The following is a 17,547-nucleotide window of genomic DNA, read 5'->3' on the forward strand; positions in this document are numbered from 1 at the left end:
GGATTGTGGCACTTTCTTTGTTTAGAGGAGGCAGGCCAAAGCCTCCCCTCCTGTGCACAATGTGTGGGCAGATCTAAGAGGCTGTTACAGCTGCTTTCCATGAAATCATCGTGTCCTCATGCAACAACCCTTCCCGTGAATCTCACAAAGAGCAGCTGAGCAATCAGAATGCAGTCAAGAAGCTCCTATTTTATCCTCTCGGAATAGACATGTTTTGTAAATTCTTCTCGAGGCAAAAATCGAGGAAAAAGGAGGAAAAAAGAGTTCCGTATAGGGGTGGATATATCTCCCTCTTATATGCTCCGAATTGCTCTCCCAAAACACCGATGAATAGGGCGTTCTGAGAGGGTCGAAATTCTCTCCTGAGAAAAATTTTGCTAACACAGGAGAGAATTATTTTTCCTCAGGAGAGAATTTTTGTTTTCTCCCGTGTCAGCAAAAAATGTCTCCCGTCAGCATCAAAAAGAGGAGGGAAAATCCTTGGAAAAAGTCCCCAATTCGGGCATAAAAAACACCTCAAAGCCAAAACAAAAAGACACAAAAGAAAACAAAAAGATACAAGGGCTAAGCCCGAGAATACTTTGAGAATTTAACTCGCCCAAGCAAAGGTCTCTATGACTACCTTTGTAGCATGAATCGACCCTCCAAATCTACTGGTTGGCTGATCGGGATCCTCTCTTCGGCCTCTTTCGGTCTTATACCTCTCTTTTCACTCCCTATCCTAAAATTGGGTGTGCCACACGAGACGGTTGTCTTTTACCGTTTTCTTTTCGCTTCGCTTATGCTCGGGGCTATTCACTTAGCTAATGGAGGGAGTTTCCGGATCAATAGGCGAGAGCTGCCTCCTTTGCTGATATTAGGCGGATTATACACCGCTTCGGCTATGCTGCTGTTCTGGGGGTATTCGCAGATGTCCTCGGGTATCGCCACGGTGATTCACTATATGTACCCGTTCTTTGTGAGCATTATACTCTTCTTGTTTTTCAGAGAGCGCATTGGGGTCGTTACCTTGTTGGCTATGTGTTTGGCTGTGCCGGGTGTCTCTTTCCTCATGGGGCTTTGGGAGAATACCGGGCGTATTAGCATGACCTTTTGGGCCTTTCTCGTGGTACTGGCTTCAGGACTGTCGTATGCTCTCTACATCGTTGTGGTGCACCACTCCGCTGTTCGTAGTATGTCCGGCAGGTTGCTCTCTTTTTGGGTTCTGCTGATCGCAGCCGGAGGGAGCCTGATCAACACACTTGTGGCACATGGGCAGGTGGCAGCTTTGCCGGATTATACCTCCTGGATCAATATCCTGCTGTTGGCCCTCGTGCCTACGGTCATTTCCAACATTGCGCTGGTGGTGGCAGTGCAGCAAATCGGGGCTACTCGCACGGCCGTGTTGGGAGCCATGGAGCCACTTACGGCTGTGTTGGTAGGCGTCAGCTTCTTCGATGAGAAAATCCCGGCCTCCGGCTATGTAGGTATTTTGTTTATCCTGGCAGCTGTGTTACTCACGGTCTTGTCCGGAGGGTTGGAGCAAAAAGTCCGTAATTACATCCGTCACCTCAAGCGGAAAATCACCCGACGATCCGTAGAAGGCTCTTAGCCCCAAGACAAGCCCTCTCTCAATCGCTTTTTGAGGGCTGAAATCGGCATCGGGAGTGGCTGTGGCAAAAGAACTTCGGAGTACGCCAAAAGTGACTACCTTTGGAGAGATAATCAGACAAAAGATACAAACCATGAAGTTTTGTCCCTGCATTAGAAGTCTTGCTGCTTTGTCGGCAATCTTTTGTTTTCTGCTATCGCATATCTCTTGTAATAACAGTGGCAGTAGCAGCTATCTGAAGGCTACCGGTATGCCGGGAGAAATTTTGCTGGTGATGGACAACGAGCAGTTGTCGGGGGCTGCCGGCCGGGCTGTCGAAGACCTGCTTGCGCAGTCGGTGCCCGCATTGCCACAAGACGAGCCGCTGTTTAAGGTCTCTCGCAGTACTATAGAGGGGTTTAGCGGTTTCTTGACTTATGTGCGCAACGTGATGTATGTAGAAGTCGATGAGTCGCGCTTTACAACCACCTCGGTCAAGTTCGACTACAACGTTTGGGCCAAGGGACAGATGCTTGTGAAGATGACCAGCCCAAACGCCGATTCGATTGTCTCCTATATAAAGGACAAAGGGGAGGCTTTGGTAAATCTGGTTTTGCGGCATGAGTTCTACCGCTTTGCGGATCTGCTGCACGATGAGTTCAGCCCCACAGCCATGCAAAAAGTAGACAGTATGTTCGGCTATCGGATCAATGTCCCTAAGGATATTCGCAGCTACAAAGTAGGGAAAGACTTCTTGTGGATGTCTAACAATGCAGCGTCCAAGCGACACGATTTGTTGGTCTATACATATCCCTACCGCAGCAAAAGGGATTTGGAAATGGATCGTATGATAGAAGTACGAGATTCCGTGCTAAGGCAGAATATAGAGGGAGGGGACGAAGGGTCGTACCCCTCTACCGAGACCGGCTTCAACCTCTATCATCGCTATGTCTTCGGTCCCGAAAAAGGGCAGATGCGCTCCGAACTTCGAGGGCTGTGGAAAATGACAGGCGGAGGCATGATGGGAGGCCCCTTTGTCTGTCAGGCTACATACGACAAGGAGAGCGGTTTGGTATACGTAGCAGAGGGCTTTGTCTATCACCCCAACGAACCCAAACGCAACCTGATACGAATGATGGAGGCTTCGCTCTATACTTTTAGGAAGAGAGCTCAAAAGGATTTCAATCCCGAAGGTCTCAAAAAGATGACTTATTCTCCGGTGTTCTAAAGGAATTGTTGCTCATGGGAGTCACCTCTTTCCCGAAGCAATACCAAACAGATCACTCTACAATAAAACAATGGAAAAGAACCTTCTACGCATAGCTATCACACACGGAGATATTAATGGCATTGGCTATGAAATTTTGCTCAAAGCCTTTGCGGAGCCGATGTTTGCAGAGCTGTTTTGCCCAATCGTGTATGGCTCAGCCGTGGTAGAGAAGTACTGGCGCGATGCGCTACAGATAGAGAGTGAGCCATGGCAATTGATCTCTCAGGCCTCGGAAGCACGTCCGGGGCAGGTCAATCTGATAGATGTATGTGGCGAACAAATACAGGTACAGCCCGGGGAAGCCAATCGCACGAGTGGTATGGCTGCTTTGGCAGCTCTCGAGAGGGCAATGTCCGACATCAAGAGTCGGCAGTGCGATGCCTTGGTGACAGCTCCGATCAACAAATCGGCTATGCCGGTCGATGTATTTCCATTCAAAGGGCATACCGACTACTTGGCACACAAATGCGGAGCAGAGGCCCGGGGCTTGATGATCCTCTTTAGCGATGAATGCCGGGTGGCTCTGGCCACAACCCACTGTGCATTGCAGGAGGTATCACAGCATCTCTCCGTGGATTTGATCGTAGACAAACTGCAACAGATGGAGCATAGCCTGATACAGGACTTCGGCATAGTCAAGCCTCGCATAGCTCTCCTCTCTGTCAATCCGCATGCTTCGGATCATGGGCTGATGGGGGATGAAGAGGAGCGTATTCTTCTCCCAGCCTTGGAGCAAGCCCAGCGGGAGCATATCCTGTGCTTCGGCCCCTATGCCGCAGATGGTTTTTGGGGTTCGGATTCGTCGATGCGTTTCGATGCCATATTGGCCATCTATCACGATCAGGGGTTGGCTCCATTCAAGGCCTTATATATGAATAGAGGGGTCAATTTCACCGCCAATCTACCTTTTGTACGCACATCTCCCGACCATGGCACCGGGTACGACATTGTGGGCAAAGGGGTTGCCAGTGAGGAATCTCTGCGCTCGGCCGTCTATGCGGCAATTGATATTTACCGGGCTCGCAGTCGCTATCAGGAGGCAACGAAGTCTCCCTTGAGAAAAACTTATTTCGAGAAAGGGAACGATAACGAAAAGCTCGAAACACCACCCGGAGGGGAGGAGTAACCAAAGAGCAGACAAAAGATAAAAATCAGCGATATGTTTAAGGACAAGACCATTGTGTACACTTCGGGAACATTCGATATGTTCCACTACAATCATCTTAGGATGATCAACTACGCCAGAGCATTGGCTGATATCCTTATTGTGGGGGTGAGTACGGACGAACTGGTATCCTCCTACAAAGCTCCTCCGATCATTCCTTTCAACGAGAGAATGCAGATCCTCGAAGCTCTCAAAACTCCGGATATTGTGATTCCCCAGCATACGCTCGACCACACCGAGATCGTAAAAAAGCTCAATATAGACGCTTTTGTGGTGGGAGATGACTGGAACGGCAAATACGACTATCTCAAGGATCTGGGGGTGCAGGTATTCTACTTCCCCTATGGCACAGGTGTTTCTTCCAGCAACATCAAGAAAGCTATCCACGAGAGTTATGAACACCAACTCCGAAACGAACAGCAGCAAAAACCGCATTCGGTGCTGCATTCGCATGGAGCCAGTCTGGAGAAGGTGAGCAAGGAATAAATATAGATCGATAGGGTAGGATGGAGAATCTGACCGACAAAACCGTACTGATAACCGGGGCGAGTAAGGGGATAGGCTTGGCTGTCGCCCGCCGATTGGCCAAAGAGGGCTATCGACTACTGCTCACCTATGGGCATGATCACGAAGCGGCGGAGAAAGCATGTACTCTTTGCTTGCAAGACGGAGCTTCCGATGTACAAATAATACAGGCCGATGGAACCGACCTGCGGACGATAGAGACGGTGAAGCAGGCTGTCCACCAACACACGGAGGGTTTGAGTGGCTTGATTCTCAATACCGGCATCACTTGCCGCTCTCCTTTCGAGGAGATTAGCTACGAGGACTGGTCTCAGGTGTTTGTAGCCAATGTTCACTACCCAACCTTCCTGCTGCAGCGTCTGTTGCCATTGCTGCAAAAGGGTAGTGCGGTGATTTTCACCGGCTCGATGATGGCCGTACAGCCACATGGCATGGCTCTACCTTATGGAGTGAGCAAATCGGCCGTACATGCTTTGGTGCACAATCTGGTCAAGCACCTTGAGCCCTATGGGGTCCGTGTCTGTGGTGTGGCCCCGGGTTTTGTAGACACCGATTGGCAAAAGGGGAAACCGGAAGCGATCCGGAAAAATATAGAACGGAAAGTGGCTGTACACCGCTTTGCCCTGCCCGAAGAAATTGCCGAAGCATATCTCTTTTTGCTCCAGAACAACTATTGCAATGGCGAGATATTACAGCTCAGCGGAGGGTATGCCTACGCCTGAGAGAAGCAGGCTCTGAATACACAAATCGTATATGGAGAATAATACAAAAGACAGCTATCTGTCTTCGCTCAAATCAATTGAAACAGAGAATTGGTTGGACCGCCAATTCTACCGCCCGATAGGTTATCGCCTGGCAATGGCACTCAAAGGCACAGGCATAACCCCCAATATGGTTACCATAGTCTCTATATTCGTAGGTCTGGGGGGCGGGTTGAGCTTCGTTCATTCCGAACCTTTGTGGTGGGCTTTTGTCGGTATCGCCTGTATGGTTGCAGCCAATATCATGGATTGTGTGGATGGTCAGCTTGCTCGGCTTACGGGTATCAAGAGCGAAGTCGGTCGTATTCTGGATGGTCTGGCTGGAGACATTTGGTTTGCCTGCATCTATATCTGCCTTGTGGTAAGGCTTTCGCATGAGCATGCCACTTGGCTCAATGGAAAGGGGTGGATCCTCTTCCTTGCCATGGCAATCCTCTCCGGCTTCAGTCATTTGGTGCAGGCTGCTGTTACGGATTACTACAAGACGATCCATTTGTTTTTTATCTCCCCGGAGAAAGGGCGAGATTTTGAATCCTCGGATGAGATCCGCAATCGTCTGTGTCGGATGAGGCCCGGTATCAATCGAGTACTGACCTCGGCTTACCTTGTTTATACTTCCGTGCAAGAATTCTTTTCCCCTCACCTGCAATCCTATTTGCGCAAACTCTTGGAGCAATATGGGGCAGCAGGCATACCACAGGAGCAGCGCAAAGCATTCCGGAGTGGCAGCCAAAAAGTGATGAAAGTATTGGATCTGCTTACTTTCAATGGTCGCTCGATACCTCTGTTTGTGTTCGTTCTGCTGGGGCAGGTGTGGCTCTATTTCATTTATGAGTTTGTGGTGCTCAATGTCGTGCTGGTGCTGAGTATCTCCAAGCACGAAGCAATGTGCAAGAAGCTGGCCACAGCAGCGTGACGGCAAAATGAAGAAAGATGTCCTTTCCGAACAAGATGTGTATGAGCTTTTCCCGGCTGTGGATAAGCCCGGCATCCGTCGCCTGATACGTACCATACTCAGGCGACTCAAGATTGTAGACATCAACGAAGTACACGCCAGGCATATCCATTTGCGGGGAGCCGAATTTGCTCGTGCGGCCCTCTCCGATCCGGCTATTGATGTGCGCTATGTGCTCCATGGGGCGGAGCGTCTGGAGCAAATGAAGCAAGATGGGGCCTTTGTGACAGTCTCCAACCATCCTTTTGGCTCGGTGGATGGTATTATGCTCATTGATATTGTCGGATCTGTTCGTCCTGACTATGGGGTTTTGGTAAATGGGTTTTTGAGTCAGATCGGCTGTCTCAAAGACAGTTTCATACCAGTTAAGCCTCCCAAGGGAATTAGTGGAGGCAGTAGCAGAGAAGACAATGCCTCGGGACTGAGAGAGCTGATAAATCGTCTTTCGGAAGGACATCCGGTAGGTTTTTTCCCGGCCGGAGGGATCTCGATATACAATGCACGTTTCAACAGTGTGATGGATGTTCCTTGGCAAGACAGTTGCTCCAAGATCATCCTGCATAAGCCGGTTCCCGTCTATCCCATTTATTTCCATGGGCGCAACAGCTTGTATTTCCATTTTCTCGGCTGGCTCAGTTGGGCCATACGCTCTCTACGCATACCGGCAGAGCTATTCAACAAGAGAGGACATACCTTCCATGTTTATATAGGAGAGCCAATCAGTGCCGAAACGATCCGTCAATTCAAGGGAAAGGCCCATGAGTTGTCTCTGTTTCTCTACGATCGAACCTATGCCCTGCGTCCCAAGCGAGACCGTCGCCAAGAATAAGCCACTCCGAGTCTTGTATGTCTGCCCCTACCAAGCCTTCTCTTTCTGTGTACAGTGCTTCTGCCGGATCTGGCAAGACACACACACTTACGGGTGAATTTCTTCGGCTGGCTTTGCAAAACAGCACTTCTTTCCGACAAATACAAGCCATTACTTTTACCAACAAGGCCACAGCGGAGATGAAGGAGCGTATCCTCTCCGAGCTGCACACCTTGCATACCAATCCCGAGGTTTCGCCTTTCCGGGAGGAATTGCTGTCTCTTTTTCATGGCAGCATGGAGCAACTGTCGCATAGGGCAGGGGAGGTCTTGTCGGAGATTTTGTCCGGTTACAGCTATTTGCGCGTTAAGACCATCGACTCGTTTTTTCAGGAAGTAATTAGGGGTTTTGCTCGAGAGTTAGGAATTAGAGGGAGTTTTCGTGTAGAGCTTGATCAGAATGATGTATTGGAGCGATCTGCCGTGCAGCTGATCACCCAACTTGACTTGGGCGAAAACCGAGACCTGAGCATTTGGCTCAGAAGGCTCGGGCGAGATATGATCAACCGAGGCAAGGGCCATAATGTGATAGGTGAAATCAAAAGACTTGGCCGGGAGCTTTTCAAAGAAGGTCTATTGGAGGCGGAGAACAGCAGACTTCCCGAACGGGAGTTGATAGAGGCCTATCGGAAAGACATGAGCGGCATCATCGAAAGTTTTGAATCCGAACTGAACGATCATGCCGAAGTACTGCAGGCGATATTCGACTCTGCCACATTTCACCCGAGTGACTTCAAATGGGGTTCGACCTCCGCTCCGGCCTCTCTGTACAACTCCCTTGTTGTAAAAAAAGAGATAAAGGAGCCGACAAGTAGGATGAAGAAGTTTGTCGATGGAGAGATTTTATCCAAAGACAGCTTGGGCAAAATTTCCGAAGAAGATCCCCTGGTATTGAAGTTGGTGGAGCTTATAGCCTCCTACATAGAGCTGTTCCGCAGCAAATATCCTCTCTATCTGTCGGCCAAAGCTGTACTTGAGAATCTTTTCCGTCTTGGTATCCTCCGAGACTTGCAGCTATCTATACAGCAACTCTCGGATGAGGAAAATACGATGCTAATATCGGATAGTACAAGTCTGATATCTCGCATTATAGACAATTGCGATACCCCTTTTATATACGAGCGACTTGGCAGTACGATCAAGCACCACATGATAGACGAGTTTCAAGATACCAGTCGTAAGCAGTACGACAACCTCAAGCCGTTGTTGGAAGAAGGGGTATCTCACAGCTGGTTCAATCTGATCGTTGGGGACGTAAAGCAAAGTATCTACCGTTTCAGGAATGCAGATCGCAGCATCCTGAGCGAACAACTTCCGAAAGACTTTGCAGACTGCTATCGCTTGTTCAATCTGCAACAAAACTGGCGCAGCTTGCCCCAAATCGTCTCTTTCAATAATGCTCTCTACGGAAAGGCTCCCTCTCTGGTGAGGGATTTTATGAGGGAAAGGCTTCGGACAGAAGAGGAAATTTTGCCGGAGCATAAGTTGGAGTGTATGTTGGAGCCGATAGTTGCTGCTTATGAAGGGCAGAAGCAGGTGGTTGCGCGCCAATCGGATGAAGAAGGGGCTGTCGTACTGCATCTATACGATTCGAGCCATCCCCAGTCCGAAGAGACCGAGCAACAAGAGGCAGAAGAGGCTGCTGATGATGTCCTTTGTTCTCTGCCCGAAACGCTCATAGACATACAAAAACGAGGAGTGCAGGCATCGGATATAGCCATATTGGTGCGAGACCGGAAAGACGCAGGCCGGATAGCGACCTATCTGATGTCCTGGCAGAAAGAGTATCCAGACTATAACCGCTCCTTTCCGCATATTACCCTCAATGTCCTGTCATCGGAGGCTTTATCTGTCAAGTCCTCTCCCAGTGTGCGATTTTTGACAGATGCAATGGCATTCTTGGCAGGCCCCTCGGATGAGAATTTGCGCAAGAGTGCTTACCAAAGTTTTATACGAATCGGAGACAGAGAGCGAGCAGAGGCCGCCCTGCACTATAATGAATACAAGCAGGCCGATTTTTCGCCACAAGAAACAGAGAGATTATTGCAGATAGCACGCACCGATCTGCCCAATATGGTAGAGATGTTGATTGCCATGATCGGAGAAAAAATGGAGAGCAGCGAACAGCCCTATGTGTTGGCTTTTCTCGATCTGGTTTCCGAGTACTTGGAGCATGGCCTTCCTGACCTACGCTCGTTTTTGAGCTGGTGGGAGAGCAAGAGTGCGAGCAGCTGTATCGAATCTCCGGCTAATGCCAATGCCATTCATATCCTCACTATCCACAAGTCCAAAGGGCTTGGATTTCCGGTAGTTCTCTTGCCCTATGCCGATTGGGGCATTGATATTGACTACAAAAAGGCTAATGGTCAAATCATCTGGTGCACGACGCAGCAAATAAAAGACGATCGCTTCCACCGGTTGAGCCACGTCCCCCTTTCGATGAACTCTGGCTTGAGCAGCACGCTCTTTGCCGAATATGATGCTCAGGAGCGAATCAACTGTGCTATCGACAACCTGAACCTCCTCTATGTACTGACGACCAGAGCAAAGGACGAACTTCATATTTGGATAAATACACACAAGGGCAAAGAGAGCAAAAGTGAAAAACCGCCACAACAAACTGTCCAGCAGATCATAATAGACAGCCTTGAGGTGGATGTAAATAGCAATAGCTCTCTATATACTTTGCACAGGCTTGGGGAGGAGTTGATTACAGACCTTGCTCTACCAGTCTATCGACCCGTACAGAAACAACAAGTAGAGCAAATAAATCTCCGTATCACAAATACTCGAGACAGTCTTGACCCCCATCTACTCAGCCGGAAATTGAAAATCAAGCGTGAAGCCGACCATTATACTTCCGGAGAGCAGGTCGATGCCATAGCAAGAGGTAGAGCCTTGCACTATGTACTGGAGCAGACAGAAACAACCAAAGACTTGGATTCGGCTATCGAGAAAGCGATTGTCGAGGGGCTTATCCCATATCAAGAAGTAGAAGAAACAAAGACGAAGCTCCACGAGATAATGGAGCATCCATTGGTGATAAGCTGGTTTGATGGCCATTTGAGGGTACTACGAGAGGTAGCTATTGTAGCGGGGAGAAGAGGGGAAACCTATCGTCCGGACAGAGTTATGCTATATCCCGATGGACATACAGCCATAATTGTGGATTATAAGTTCGGTAAGAAACGACAAGCCTACGCCAGACAGCTCAATCGCTACCGTGGTTTGGTCGAAGCCATGGGTTACCCATCGGTGAGTGCCTATATCCTCTATGTCGATGCCAACGAGATAGAGGAAGTCCGCCCTGCAGTCGAATAATAGTGATCTTAATAATGGATTGTAAACCCGGCTCGGAACAGAGGGTGGAAGCCGGATGCGTGTTTTGAGTGTAAATGTCTCTCCAGAGGTATCGCTTGTATGTCTGTGATTTTCAGGTGGAGAGGTTGGTGGTAGAAGCCTATCATCGCAAATGGCTCAAAAAGAGAGGACAAACGAACAAAAGACCCCAATTCGAGGCTGAAAGAAGGAGCTATCGAATGGCTCATGCGCAATGGGTGAGGCTCGGAAAGGTCTACTTGCCCTGGCATGGATAGCCCCAAAGAGGCGGAAACCCTCATGCCCCATAAAGAGTTGAAGAGATAATCATAGTCCCCCTGCAACACAAATGCTATGCGCTTGATCGGTATCGAAAGATTTTCCTTGGGGCGCAACTCTTCGGGCAAAGCCTGCTCTGTTACATATTCTACAGAGGGCGAAATACCAGTACCCAATCGCCATCGGGAGTTAAAACGATAGTGCAGTGTGGCACTTATCGGATTGCTATGGTGATGCAAACCGGCTACAAATCCCAAAAAGCCATCGACAATGTTGAGGGAAGATATATCCAGCTCCATCCCAGATTTGGGGACTTCGTCTCTTGGTGGAAACCACACGATCCGAGGTTTTTCGGGAGAGAAAATCAGGTCACTTACAATATAGCCCAGCTCGGCCGAAAAGATACCGGCACCGGCACCGAAAAGGACATCACCAGCCCAGTGTCTATTATTTAGCACCCGTCCCACACCTACCGTCAAAGCGGAGAAATATGCCACAGAGCCCAAGAGGGGATACCGAGCTCCATATTCACGCTGAAAAAGGTGGGCGGACATGAAAGCTGTAGCCGTATGTCCTGAGGGAAAACTATTATTGCTCGATCCGTCCGGCCGGGTACGTCCGATTGAGTATTTGAGGGAATTAACGATAATGGCGGTGGAAACGGCGGCTGTGAGGTCTGCTGTAAGAGTTTGCCATATATGCCGGCTATGCCCCTCTATGCCGGCTGTGCGCATACCGAGTTGAGCAACAAGAGGGATCAGTTGCACATAATCATCATAGTGATTGCGAAACTGCCGCAGGTGCAAATTACGAATACTGCGTACTGTGGAATCCGGAGCAATGAGGCTGGTCAGCATCATCGGAGCTGCGGGGATAAACAAGTGATGATAGTCGAGCCCACTCCCTACTAATGCTCCTGCCTGTACATCCTTGAGAAACTGTCTGTGAAGACTATCCGCACGCCCTTGTACAACCCAGCTTGGCTGCTGAGAAGATACAGTAAAGGGCAACAATAGGAGCCACGGTGCTATAAGGCGAAAAAGGAATCTCATTGGGAGAAGCAAGATTTTATACAAAAGCCGTCTACTGTCTACCCTCTTTCTCCGCCTGCCCCCAAAGAGCAAGCAAATGCAGGAGTGTATCGACAGCTCGCTGCATAGAGGTGAATGAGACATACTCATACCTGCCGTGAAAATTCATCCCTCCGGTAAAGAGATTGGGACAGGGTAGGCCCATGAAAGAGAGACGTGCCCCGTCTGTACCCCCCCGTATGGGCTTGAGTCGTGGAGATACACCACAATGTTTCATGGCTTCGAGAGCCTTGTCGATTAGTTGAGGGTAAGGCTCTACTTTTTCACGCATATTGTAGTATTGGTCCTCCAATTCCAGCTTTATGGAAGCTCCGCTATGTAGGGCTGATATCTTTTCCACAAGTTGGGTAAGGAGGGCTTTCTTTTCTTCAAAGGCGGACCTGTCGTGATCTCTCAGTATATAGCTCATTTGTGCCTGCTCCACACTACCCGAAAGTGCATGTAGATGATAGAATCCTTCGTATCCTTCGGTACACTCCGGCCTCATCTTTTCGGGTAGTTGGCTATGCAGATCGATGGCCAGCTGCAGAGCATTGATCATCTTTCCTTTTGCATAGCCGGGGTGGACATTGCGCCCACGAATATCTATTTTGGCTGAGGCGGCATTGAAATTCTCATACTCGATCTCTCCTTCGTAGCCACCATCTATAGTATAGGCGAAGTCGGCCCCGAAAGCCGGGACATCGAAATGATCGACTCCTCGCCCTATTTCTTCGTCCGGGGTAAATCCGATGCGCAAAGGACCGTGTTTTAGTTCAGGCTGAGTCTGCAACAGCTCTACCACAGTCATTATTTCGGCCACTCCGGCTTTGTCGTCTGCCCCGAGCAGGGTGGTCCCATCTGTAGTGATGAGAGTATGACCTTGCAAAGTTGCCAATTCAGGGAAGTCGGCTACACGCATGGTCAATTGGGGATTGAGAGCTATATCCTGCCCATCATAATTCTCGATGATCTGAGGTTTAACCTCACAGCCGATCATGTCGGGTGAAGTATCGACATGGGCAATCAAGCCTATCACGGGGGCATTCTCCATACCCGGAGAAGCCGGGACGCCGGCTGTCACATAGCCGTACTGATCCATTTTTACGTCTTGCAAGCCCAGATCTCTCAGTTCTTCGGCAAGCATATTCAGCAAATTCAGCTGTTTGGCTGTAGAAGGGAAATCGGTACTCCCCTCGTTACTCTGTGTATCTACTGCCACATAGCGAAGAAAACGCTCCAACAAACTCATACTCTTTGCTTCTATTGCCATACAACTACCAAACGATGGGTTCAAACCCATGATCTTGCAAATAGGCATTCGCCTGACTGAAATGTTTGCAACCGAAAAAGCCTCGATGGGCCGACAGAGGCGAAGGGTGAGGGGCCTCGAGTACTAAATGACGACTCCGATCTATCATGGCAGCTTTCCGACGAGCATAGCTCCCCCAAAGCATGAATACCACGTGTTCTCGCTGTTTGGCCAGAGCCTCGATTGCAGCATCGGTGAAAGTCTCCCAACCTTTGCCCTGATGAGATCCGGCACGGTGAGCTTCTACCGTAAGGGTGGCATTGAGCAACAATACACCTTGCTCGGCCCAGGGTCCCAAGTGGGCTGAGGCAAGCTGGGAAGGTTGCCCCAAATCATTTTGTATCTCGGTGAGAATATTTCGCAAACTCGGAGGGGTGCTGATACCGGATGGCACCGAAAAGGCCAAGCCCTCTGCCTGCCCCGGCTCATGATAGGGATCCTGCCCGAGGATTACCACACGAGTTTTCTCGAATGGGCAAACATCAAAAGCCCGGAAGATATGCCGGGCTGGAGGATAAATTGCTTGACCGCTACAGTAAGCCGAGCGAACAAAAGAGGTCAAAATCTCGAAGTACAACTTCCCAAACTCTTCATCGAGGGCTTTTTTCCAACCCTCTTCCATACGTACATCTACTCTCATGGTACTTACTTGTTCTTATTTCGACTTCTGTGATGTAAAGCCCGATAGGTTTGTCTCATCATCGGGGGATGAAAAGCGGCCTCAGTATGATTGAGAGTTAATGTGCCATCGGTATGAGCAATTACATCTACGATATCGTATCTCACTCTCAGTGAGGTTCCACTTGTCCGTATGTAATGATTGGCTGCGACTACGATGTTGTAGATCTTCTGCCGGTCTATGGCCTTATGAGCAGAGAAGGCCGTTCCCTCGGTGCGGGTTTTGACTTCCACAAATACGATATAAGAGTGGTCTTGGCAGATAATATCGATCTCTTTACTACTCCAGACCCAATTACACTCCAGAAGCCTGTAGCCTTTGGCTTGCAACAAATTCCGGGCAGCTTCTTCTCCTCTTTCTCCCAAAAGGTTATGCCTTGCCATTGGCTTTCTCCTTGCGATAGGACTCGATATGTCGCTTCTTCTTCTCGTCGAGTATCCGATCCACAGCGATGAAGATACCGGTCTCTTCGACCTGACCGAAATGTTCGTTGAAGACGGTGCCAAAGACTCTCATTTCCGGAGAGAGATTCATGTAAGAATTTACCAGTGGAGGTATGCTGATCCCCAGTGCACGTATGATCCGGTTGAGGACTTTGTAGTTCTCCGAATAATCATCGGAGGGGAAAAGACTCTCAGCCCTCGCCTCGTCTATCTCTATCTGCAGAGGGACGATAGGGGTGATGAGCTTCTCTGTGTCGGCAAAATGCTTGCGTAGGAAATAGAGCAACAAATTGCGTGCTTCTCTATTGTAATGGGTGTACATCGTCACTTTGCCATAGAAATACCTGATTTGTGGGTACTCCACGGTGAGGGCACCGATGCCGTCCCATAGATTATCCAATGCAAAAATCGCCTTACTACCTTTCTCGGTAGACTGGTAGCCTTTGGCCACAAACGAACGCCCCAGCTCCACTGTATAGGGGAGGTATTCTTCGATAAACTTCGGGCTGAACCGGAACAGCTCCGCTGTTGCCAGCTTGGGTACCCCATCGGTACCTACCTTTACTCGGTCTCCGAGCATAAAACGGTATCCTCCTATAATTGCTCGATCGACCGGATCCCAGACTATCAACTGCAAATAACCGTCCGCATCTAAATCATATTCGTCTATATCACAAGATTTTCCTGTCCCTCCTCCATGGTATCGAAAGGCCTCCTCGCGTAGACGTCCCAGCTCCTGCATTGTATAGGGAGCCTGAGAGGCATGGAAAACGTAAATCTCATTCCCTCCTCGGTTGGTGCGCCTGAGACGAAGCTCTGGATTGAGTTCGGCAATAAGAAAATCCGGCTCTATGGCCGGGATCAGTGGCTGAGGCTGACTGTCTGTGGTACTCATAAATGATGGGAGGAATTGGTAGGGTTTGAAACTTGCTGTGTCGGTCTTGTACGATCCAACATATACACACGACGGCGAATGTCCTGTGCTATCTCTATCGCCGGACGTTTGTCTCGGCTCAACTCTTCGGGAGTAATAGGCTTACCTACAAATATCTCGAAGGATTTGCCCCGAACACCGAACATCTCGTGTGGTAAGAGAGCAGTCCCGAGATTAAATCGAATTCCCAGGGCTTTACGCCAACGTTCTATGCGATAAAAGGATCGAGAATTGCGACCCGAAAAGAAAAGAGGAACAATAGGTCTGTTGTAACGGATACTCTGCTGCACGAAACTTTTGGCCCAGGGTAAATCTTGTATACGCCCGTCAATTAGGCGCGAACAAATGCCGGCAGGAAAAGTGACAACCGGCAAATCCGATTGCATTGCCTCATCCAGCATCTCTACCGACTCTCGTGCCTGTCTGCCAAACTTGTTCACAGGCAGGAAAATCGGTCTCAATGGCTCCAAATGATAGAGCAGATCATTCACGATATAGCGCACATTGCCATATCTATTATGGATAAGGTGGGAGATACAAATACCATCGAATGCCCCCAGCGGATGGTTGCAGACAAAAATGCAACGGCTGGATTGTGGCAAGTCGGCCGGATTATGCCAGGAGACGGAGACAGAGAAATAGTCCACCAAAGCCGCCATAAAGGCTGCTCCGCGCAGATGGCCGTATCGAGAGAGGATTGTATTGATTTCATTCTGGTGGATCAGACGCTCTATTGTCCACACGATGGGGCGGGGCCAAGGCCTACCGGACTTGGACGCTATCACGGTCCCGATATCTACCAATTGTGTATTCTGCATAGTTGTCGTCTGGTATCCGACACACTGGCTCTTCACCCCAAAAGGGAGACAGGGAGGCATCCCTGTAATTGGACTGTTGGGAAGCAAAGAACCACTGCGAGATCTCACACAAAGATAGCATTTTGCCATAGCCACCGAGTTGCTCGAGGCTATAGCTCAGCCTTTTTGCCAGATACCATGGACAACACAAATTCCTTTGGGCTCATAAAACAGGTGATTGAACATTGTTTCAATAACTTAAAATGACCTGATCCAGCCGTGGTAGTTCCGGTTGAGTGACATCTCCCGAAGAATGGTAACTTTGGGGAGAGGCATATCTTGGAGAGTAACTATACCCTGAGATGTAAGGTCTGGCTCTCCTTTCTGGTGTATTCTCGTGAGTTGCTATGCAGAAGAATGAAAAAACGATTGAACGAAAAACGGGCTTAGGCCCTGTTTCTCCGAAAGAGAAGAAAACAAAAAGGCTATTCTTTAGGGATCGGAAGTTTAGAGCTTACATTGGTATGACCCTCTCGACCATGATCGTAGGTCTCTCCTTCGTCTTTGTTAAGCTTGCTCTGCGGAATGCCCAGCCTATCGACCTTTTGGCCCATCGCTTCACTGCAGCTACTCTGGTGCTTGTGTTGCTCTACCTTTTTCGGTTGATAGAGTTGCCGCATTTTCATCGCAAAGATGTATTGCAACTGCTGGGATTATCTCTCTTTTATCCTCTTCTCTTTTTTGGTCTGCAGGCTCAAGGTTTGCTCTATACCACAGCTGCCGAAGCTGGTATATTGTCGGCTACTATACCAGTCGTAACTCTCCTTCTGGCTATGACTATTCTCAAGGAAAAAAGTTCATGGGTCCAGATGGTAGGAGTAGGGGCTTCTGTGGGAGGTGTTATCTATATTTTCCTTCGCAGTGGAGTGACGATACATACCGAGAATGTCAAAGGATATGTGCTGATACTGCTTTGTGTATTGGCTGTGTCTTGCTACTACATATTGGGCCGTAAGATCAATAAAAACTACAAGGCTATGGACATAACCGGCTTTATGATCATTATGGCTTGCCTTGTGTTTAATGTTACAGCAATAGTTTTTCATCTCTATTCCGAGGGGTCGTTGCGCTCATTCGTGTCTCCTCTCAGACACCCTGATTTCATCTATTCTGTGCTCTATCTCGGAGTTCTCTCTTCTCTTTTTACTTCCCTTTTCAGCAACTATGCCCTCTCCGTGGTACCGGCTTCGCGTGTAGCTGTATTCAATAACGTATCACCCGTCATTTCTGTCATGGGAGGGATTGTCTTGCTGGGCGAAGAGCTGCACCTCTACCACTACATCGGTGGGATATTTGTTTTGTTGGGTGTTGTCGCCACTAATCTACCAACTAAGCGTGTTCTTCCTTCAGATTCTTCTGCATAAAATCGGATTGAAGAGGGTTAATGGATTGATATTGAGTATATAATCATGTGTCTACTCGGCTAAGGGGAACGGATAAGAAACGAGCGAGGTGCTTCTTGCTTCTTGATTTTGCAACTTTACAAATATCCCTTACTTCTTACTCGCAAAGGTACTGATTATCCGATGAAAAACGACTGAA

15 protein-coding genes are annotated in these 17,547 nt (G+C 48.9%); 9 read left to right on the forward strand and 6 right to left on the reverse strand.

All coding sequences use genetic code 11. The features are described 5' to 3' along the window. Window positions 1-631: 631 nt before the first annotated feature. The 8 genes from DQN70_RS02310 to DQN70_RS02345 all read left to right on the forward strand — a co-directional run bounded on the left by DQN70_RS02310 (window position 632) and on the right by DQN70_RS02345 (window position 10,434). Complete coding sequence (locus DQN70_RS02310) at window positions 632-1,591, forward strand: DMT family transporter (RefSeq protein WP_023940049.1); 960 nt, start codon at window positions 632-634, stop codon at window positions 1,589-1,591. Window positions 1,592-1,724: 133 nt separating this feature from the next. Further along, window positions 1,725-2,798, forward strand: coding sequence for a DUF4837 family protein (locus DQN70_RS02315; RefSeq protein WP_052115537.1), 1,074 nt, complete (start codon window positions 1,725-1,727; stop codon window positions 2,796-2,798). A 70-nt stretch (window positions 2,799-2,868) separates the two neighbouring features. Then, window positions 2,869-3,966 carry a 4-hydroxythreonine-4-phosphate dehydrogenase PdxA gene (gene pdxA / locus DQN70_RS02320; RefSeq protein WP_023940047.1) on the forward strand — a complete coding sequence of 366 codons (1,098 nt, stop codon included), beginning with the start codon at window positions 2,869-2,871 and terminating at the stop codon, window positions 3,964-3,966. A 33-nt stretch (window positions 3,967-3,999) separates the two neighbouring features. Next, window positions 4,000-4,491, forward strand: a complete 492-nt coding sequence (locus DQN70_RS02325; protein WP_023940046.1) for an adenylyltransferase/cytidyltransferase family protein — start codon at window positions 4,000-4,002, stop codon at window positions 4,489-4,491. Window positions 4,492-4,511: 20 nt separating this feature from the next. Further along, window positions 4,512-5,252, forward strand: a complete 741-nt coding sequence (locus DQN70_RS02330; protein WP_023936665.1) for an SDR family NAD(P)-dependent oxidoreductase — start codon at window positions 4,512-4,514, stop codon at window positions 5,250-5,252. Between the two features lie 31 nt (window positions 5,253-5,283). Continuing rightward, complete coding sequence (locus DQN70_RS02335) at window positions 5,284-6,207, forward strand: CDP-alcohol phosphatidyltransferase family protein (RefSeq protein WP_023940045.1); 924 nt, start codon at window positions 5,284-5,286, stop codon at window positions 6,205-6,207. A 7-nt stretch (window positions 6,208-6,214) separates the two neighbouring features. Continuing rightward, window positions 6,215-7,075, forward strand: a complete 861-nt coding sequence (locus DQN70_RS02340) for a lysophospholipid acyltransferase family protein (protein ID WP_023940044.1) — start codon at window positions 6,215-6,217, stop codon at window positions 7,073-7,075. Between the two features lie 17 nt (window positions 7,076-7,092). Beyond that, window positions 7,093-10,434 (forward strand): UvrD-helicase domain-containing protein, encoded by a 3,342-nt coding sequence (locus DQN70_RS02345; RefSeq protein WP_023940043.1) that lies wholly within the window; start codon window positions 7,093-7,095, stop codon window positions 10,432-10,434. A gap of 8 nt (window positions 10,435-10,442) precedes the next feature. On the opposite strand, the gene DQN70_RS02350 is transcribed toward DQN70_RS02345, so the two are convergent. The 6 genes from DQN70_RS02350 to DQN70_RS02375 are packed head-to-tail and all read right to left on the reverse strand — an operon-like array spanning window position 10,443 to window position 15,966. Then, complete coding sequence (locus tag DQN70_RS02350; RefSeq protein WP_052115538.1) at window positions 10,443-11,762, reverse strand: phosphatase PAP2 family protein; 1,320 nt, start codon at window positions 11,760-11,762, stop codon at window positions 10,443-10,445. 31 nt (window positions 11,763-11,793) lie between these two features. After that, window positions 11,794-13,032: a peptidase T gene (pepT, locus tag DQN70_RS02355; protein WP_042225822.1), complete on the reverse strand. Its 1,239-nt coding sequence runs from the start codon at window positions 13,030-13,032 to the stop codon at window positions 11,794-11,796. Between the two features lie 25 nt (window positions 13,033-13,057). Beyond that, a complete protein-coding gene (gene ung / locus DQN70_RS02360) occupies window positions 13,058-13,732 on the reverse strand; it encodes a uracil-DNA glycosylase (protein ID WP_023940040.1) in 675 nt (224 codons plus the stop codon). Between the two features lie 5 nt (window positions 13,733-13,737). Continuing rightward, window positions 13,738-14,154: a YraN family protein gene (locus DQN70_RS02365; protein WP_023936679.1), complete on the reverse strand. Its 417-nt coding sequence runs from the start codon at window positions 14,152-14,154 to the stop codon at window positions 13,738-13,740. Beyond that, on the reverse strand, window positions 14,141-15,109 hold the full coding sequence (locus tag DQN70_RS02370; RefSeq protein WP_023936680.1) for a GNAT family N-acetyltransferase: 969 nt from the start codon (window positions 15,107-15,109) through the stop codon (window positions 14,141-14,143). The genes DQN70_RS02365 and DQN70_RS02370 overlap by 14 nt, the downstream gene beginning before the upstream one ends. Further along, a complete protein-coding gene (locus DQN70_RS02375; RefSeq protein ID WP_042225821.1) occupies window positions 15,106-15,966 on the reverse strand; it encodes a 1-acyl-sn-glycerol-3-phosphate acyltransferase in 861 nt (286 codons plus the stop codon). Before DQN70_RS02375 ends, DQN70_RS02370 begins: the two co-directional genes overlap by 4 nt. Window positions 15,967-16,352: 386 nt before the next feature. On the opposite strand from DQN70_RS02375, the gene DQN70_RS02380 reads away from it, so the two are divergent. Continuing rightward, the gene (locus DQN70_RS02380) at window positions 16,353-17,369 is read left to right on the forward strand and encodes a DMT family transporter (protein ID WP_023940037.1); all 1,017 of its coding nucleotides are present in this window, start codon (window positions 16,353-16,355) and stop codon (window positions 17,367-17,369) included. The last annotated feature ends 178 nt before the right edge of the window (window positions 17,370-17,547 follow it).

The organism is Porphyromonas crevioricanis, from assembly GCF_900476255.1.
Taxonomy (GTDB): Bacteria; Bacteroidota; Bacteroidia; order Bacteroidales; family Porphyromonadaceae; genus Porphyromonas; species Porphyromonas crevioricanis.

Coding starts and splice junctions, on each gene's coding strand:
- DQN70_RS02365 (WP_023936679.1), bottom strand. CDS start 14,154: ATGGCAAGGCATAACCTTTTGGGAGAAAGAGGAGAAGAAGCTGCCCGG.
- DQN70_RS02340 (WP_023940044.1), top strand. CDS start 6,215: ATGAAGAAAGATGTCCTTTCCGAACAAGATGTGTATGAGCTTTTCCCG.
- DQN70_RS02345 (WP_023940043.1), top strand. CDS start 7,093: ATGTCTGCCCCTACCAAGCCTTCTCTTTCTGTGTACAGTGCTTCTGCC.
- DQN70_RS02310 (WP_023940049.1), top strand. CDS start 632: ATGAATCGACCCTCCAAATCTACTGGTTGGCTGATCGGGATCCTCTCT.
- DQN70_RS02370 (WP_023936680.1), bottom strand. CDS start 15,109: ATGAGTACCACAGACAGTCAGCCTCAGCCACTGATCCCGGCCATAGAG.
- DQN70_RS02315 (WP_052115537.1), top strand. CDS start 1,725: ATGAAGTTTTGTCCCTGCATTAGAAGTCTTGCTGCTTTGTCGGCAATC.
- DQN70_RS02375 (WP_042225821.1), bottom strand. CDS start 15,966: ATGCAGAATACACAATTGGTAGATATCGGGACCGTGATAGCGTCCAAG.
- DQN70_RS02330 (WP_023936665.1), top strand. CDS start 4,512: ATGGAGAATCTGACCGACAAAACCGTACTGATAACCGGGGCGAGTAAG.
- DQN70_RS02350 (WP_052115538.1), bottom strand. CDS start 11,762: ATGAGATTCCTTTTTCGCCTTATAGCACCGTGGCTCCTATTGTTGCCC.
- pdxA (WP_023940047.1), top strand. CDS start 2,869: ATGGAAAAGAACCTTCTACGCATAGCTATCACACACGGAGATATTAAT.
- pepT (WP_042225822.1), bottom strand. CDS start 13,032: ATGAGTTTGTTGGAGCGTTTTCTTCGCTATGTGGCAGTAGATACACAG.
- ung (WP_023940040.1), bottom strand. CDS start 13,732: ATGAGAGTAGATGTACGTATGGAAGAGGGTTGGAAAAAAGCCCTCGAT.
- DQN70_RS02335 (WP_023940045.1), top strand. CDS start 5,284: ATGGAGAATAATACAAAAGACAGCTATCTGTCTTCGCTCAAATCAATT.
- DQN70_RS02325 (WP_023940046.1), top strand. CDS start 4,000: ATGTTTAAGGACAAGACCATTGTGTACACTTCGGGAACATTCGATATG.
- DQN70_RS02380 (WP_023940037.1), top strand. CDS start 16,353: ATGCAGAAGAATGAAAAAACGATTGAACGAAAAACGGGCTTAGGCCCT.